We start from the raw sequence: 1,045 nt of genomic DNA, 5'->3' as shown, positions 1-1,045 counted from the left end.
TGTGACCGAATCTCAGGTGCGTATTGCTGAGACTCTACTGCCAGCACCAAGTTTAACCAATCGTAAGATTCAACGTGGTGACCGCTTTGATTTGGCGGTGCGTCCCGAGAACATCAAGTTTGTCGAAAACTACCGCAACTCGCTGCCTGTACGCATTACCGCTACCGAGTTTTTGGGGGCATTTTTCCGTGTGGATTGTGAGCTACAAAACGACAGCCAAGCGAAACCAATTGTTGTTGATGTGCCAGTCGAGACGGTGCAAAACCTCAATGTTCGCATTGGTGATGTGCGTTACATCCAGTTCTTGGAAAGTGGCTTGCACGGCTATGTAATCCCTTCTCAGGGGAATGCGTTTACAAAAGCGTTGGCGGCATAGGTGCAAACATGGATGCGAAGACAATGACGATGAATAGCCTGACGACTCAAGACAAAGCGAAATCAATGATGGGACGCATTAGCCGCGACAATATCGTGCTGTTTGGCTTGTTGGCGGGTCTTTCCACGATGATGATCTTGTTCATCTTGATGCCATTGTGGGCGATGCTGGCCAAAAGCGTACAAAACAGCGATGGCGAGTTTGTTGGGTTAGCCAACTTTGCGACTTATTTTTCTTCTTCAAGCTTGTGGGTTTCCGTTGGTAATACGTTTAGTTTGGGACTCGTTGTAACGACGGTGGTCGGTATTCTGGCCTTTGGTTACGCTTACGCACTCACGCGTTCATGCATGCCATTTAAAGGTCTATTTCACATCTTAGGTACCGCTCCAATCCTTGCTCCCTCACTTTTGCCAGCGATCAGCTTGCTCTTCCTCTTTGGCAATCAAGGGGTTGCAAAAGAGCTACTTGGTGGTCACTCAGTGTATGGTGTGATTGGTATTTCAATGGGGTTGATCTTTTGGACCTTTCCTCATGCTCTGATGATTTTGACCACTTCGCTGCGTACTTCCGATGCCCGTTTGTATGAGGCCGCTCGTGCTCTAAAAACCTCACCGATGAAGACCTTTTTTATGGTGACGTTACCTGCGGCGAAATACGGTTTGATCAGCA

1 protein-coding gene and 1 pseudogene are annotated in these 1,045 nt (G+C 48.0%); both read left to right on the top strand.

What is annotated here, in order from left to right; genetic code table 11:
- Positions 1-376 (top strand): TOBE domain-containing protein (locus R7Q47_RS26460; RefSeq protein ID WP_318090286.1); only part of this gene is annotated, 376 nt, incomplete at its 5' end.
- An 8-nt stretch (positions 377-384) separates the two neighbouring features.
- A pseudogene (locus R7Q47_RS26455) lies at positions 385-1,045 on the top strand (putative 2-aminoethylphosphonate ABC transporter permease subunit); the annotation flags it as partial.

This window comes from Vibrio sp. Vb0349, from assembly GCF_033338975.1.
The sequence above is the reverse complement of the archived record's forward strand: the minus strand, read 5'-3'. Positions and strand labels throughout refer to the sequence as shown.